This window comes from Pseudomonas sp. (assembly GCF_049645325.1).
Classification (GTDB): Bacteria; Pseudomonadota; Gammaproteobacteria; order Pseudomonadales; family Pseudomonadaceae; genus Aquipseudomonas.
This window is the reverse complement of the sequence record NZ_JBARTQ010000565.1, coordinates 1-2,688: the sequence shown is the minus strand read 5'-3', so window position 1 is coordinate 2,688 and position 2,688 is coordinate 1. Positions and strand designations below refer to the sequence as shown.

The 2,688-nt window shown below is 60.8% G+C and carries 2 protein-coding genes; both read left to right on the top strand.

What is annotated here, in order from left to right; all coding sequences use genetic code 11:
- Positions 1-105: 105 nt before the first annotated feature.
- Positions 106-1,347 carry a multidrug efflux RND transporter periplasmic adaptor subunit MexE gene (gene mexE, locus WBB95_RS23705; RefSeq protein WP_424489772.1) on the top strand — a complete coding sequence of 414 codons (1,242 nt, stop codon included), beginning with the start codon at positions 106-108 and terminating at the stop codon, positions 1,345-1,347.
- Positions 1,348-1,362: 15 nt separating this feature from the next.
- On the top strand, positions 1,363-2,688 hold a 1,326-nt coding region (locus WBB95_RS23700; RefSeq protein WP_424489771.1), incomplete at its 3' end, for an efflux RND transporter permease subunit.

Here is a 2,688-nt window from a genome sequence, read left to right as displayed (position 1 = left end):
CTTATATCATTCCGAATGATAGTTACCTTTGTTTCATTCGATTCGTGACATAGCACCCCGCCGCGCATGATCCGCCCATCTCAAATACATTGGCGGATGCACCTCATGGAACAGTCACTAAAACATTTGCGCTTCCCCCTGGCGATTCTGGCCGTGGTGGTGATGAGCGCGTGCGGCAAGACCCCGGAACAAGCGGCCGCCATGCCTCCTGCGAAAATCAGCGTGGCCAAGGTGCTGGAACAACCGGTCAACGAGTGGGATGAATTCACCGGTCGCCTGGAAGCCCCGGAAACCGTGCAGATTCGTCCGCGCGTGTCCGGCCAGATCGATCAGGTGGCCTTCACCGAAGGCGCCCTGGTAAAGAAAGGCGACCTGCTGTTCCAGATCGACCCGCGTCCGTTCCAGGCTGAAGTGCGCCGCCTCGAAGCCCAGCTTGCCCAAACCAAAGCCGCCGCCAGCCGTAGCGATAACGAAGCGCAACGTGGCGAACGCCTGCGTCAGAGCAACGCGATCTCCGCCGAACTGGCCGACTCGCGCACCACCGCTGCCCAAGAAGCCCGCGCCGGCGTCGCCGGAATTCAGGCGCAACTGGACCTGGCCAAACTGAACCTCAGCTTCACCCGCGTGACCTCGCCGATCAGCGGCCGTGTCAGCCGTGCCGAGATCACCGCCGGCAACCTGGTGACTGCCGACACCACCCCGCTGACCAGCGTGGTTTCCACCGACAAGGTCTACGCCTACTTCGACGCCGATGAACGCGTGTACCTCAAGTACACCGAGCTGGCGCGCGAAGGCCGCCGTGGCGCGACTACCCCTGTGTACCTGGGCTTGTCCAACGAAACCGGCAACCCGCACCTGGGCCAGATGAACTTCGTCGACAACCAGGTCAACCCGGCCACCGGCACCATCCGTGGCCGCGCCGTGTTCGATAACAGCAAGGGCGAATACACCCCTGGCCTGTACGCCCGCCTCAAGCTGGTCGGCAGCGGCACCTACTCCGCCGTGCTGATCAACGATGAAGCGGTCGGCACCGACCTGGGCAAGAAGTTCGTGCTGGTGATGGACGGCGACAAGCCGGCTTATCGCGCCGTCGAACTGGGGCCGAAGATCGAAGGCCTGCGCATCGTGCGCAGCGGCTTGAACAAGGAAGACACCATCGTCGTGAAGGGCTTGCAGCGCATTCGCCCGGGGTCGCCGGTTGCACCGGAAACCATCCCGATGGCCAGCAAGGAAACCCTCGCCGCCTTGGCCCAACAACGACAAGCGCTTGAAGCCAGCAACCTGGAGCAAGTGGCGCCGGATAAAGCCGCGCCCAAGCTCGCAGCCGTCGCGACTCCACGCGGTTAAGGGATACAACTCAAGATGAATTTTTCCAAGTTCTTCATTTCGCGGCCGATCTTCGCAGCGGTGCTGTCGCTGTTGATCCTGATCGCCGGCGCGATCTCGCTGTTTCAATTGCCGATCAGCGAATACCCGGAAGTCGTGCCGCCGACCGTGGTGGTGCGCGCCAACTTCCCGGGGGCCAACCCTAAAGTCATCGGTGAAACCGTGGCGGCCCCTTTGGAGCAGGCCATCACCGGCGTCGAAAACATGCTGTACATGTCTTCGCAGTCGACCGCCGATGGCAAGCTGACCCTCACTATTACCTTCGCCCTGGGCACTGACCTGGACAACGCGCAGGTGCAGGTGCAGAACCGCGTGACGCGGACTCAGCCAAAACTGCCTGAGGAAGTGACGCGCATCGGTATTACCGTGGACAAGGCCTCGCCAGACCTGACCATGGTGGTGCACTTGACCTCCCCGGATCAGCGTTACGACATGCTTTACCTGTCCAACTACGCCTTGCTCAATGTGAAGGATGAGCTGGCACGTTTGGGCGGTGTGGGTGACGTGCAGCTGTTCGGCATGGGCGACTACTCCCTGCGTGTATGGCTGGACCCGAACAAGACCGCGTCGCGCAACCTGACGGCGACTGATGTCGTGAACGCGATTCGCGAGCAAAACCGTCAAGTGGCCGCCGGTGCCCTGGGTGCGCAACCTGCACCGAATGCCACCAGCTTCCAGTTGTCGGTGAACACTCAGGGCCGTCTGGTCACTGAGGAAGAGTTCGAGAACATCATCATTCGCGCAGGCGATAACGGTGAAATCACGCGCCTGAAAGACATCGCACGGGTGGAGCTGGGTTCCAGTCAATACGCCCTGCGTTCGTTGCTCAACAACCAGCCGGCGGTGGCGATCCCGATCTTCCAGCGCCCAGGTTCCAACGCGATCGAGATCTCCAACGAAGTGCGCGGCAAGATGGAAGAGCTGAAAAAGAACTTCCCGCAGGGGATGGACTACAGCATCGTCTATGACCCGACTATCTTCGTGCGTGGCTCCATCGAAGCGGTGGTTCACACCCTGTTCGAAGCGCTGATCCTGGTTGTACTGGTGGTTATTCTGTTCCTGCAAACCTGGCGCGCCTCGATCATTCCGTTGGTGGCGGTGCCGGTATCGTTGATCGGTACGTTTGCGGTCATGCACCTGTTTGGTTTTTCGCTCAACGCGCTGTCGCTGTTCGGTTTGGTACTCGCCATCGGCATCGTGGTGGATGACGCCATCGTGGTGGTGGAGAACGTCGAGCGCAACATCGAGCTGGGCCTTGAACCATTCCAGGCAACTGAAAAGGCCATGAGCGAAGTGACCGGC

Excerpts from the sequence above, each read along its gene's own strand:
- mexE (WP_424489772.1), top strand. The coding sequence starts at position 106 with ATGGAACAGTCACTAAAACATTTGCGCTTCCCCCTGGCGATTCTGGCC.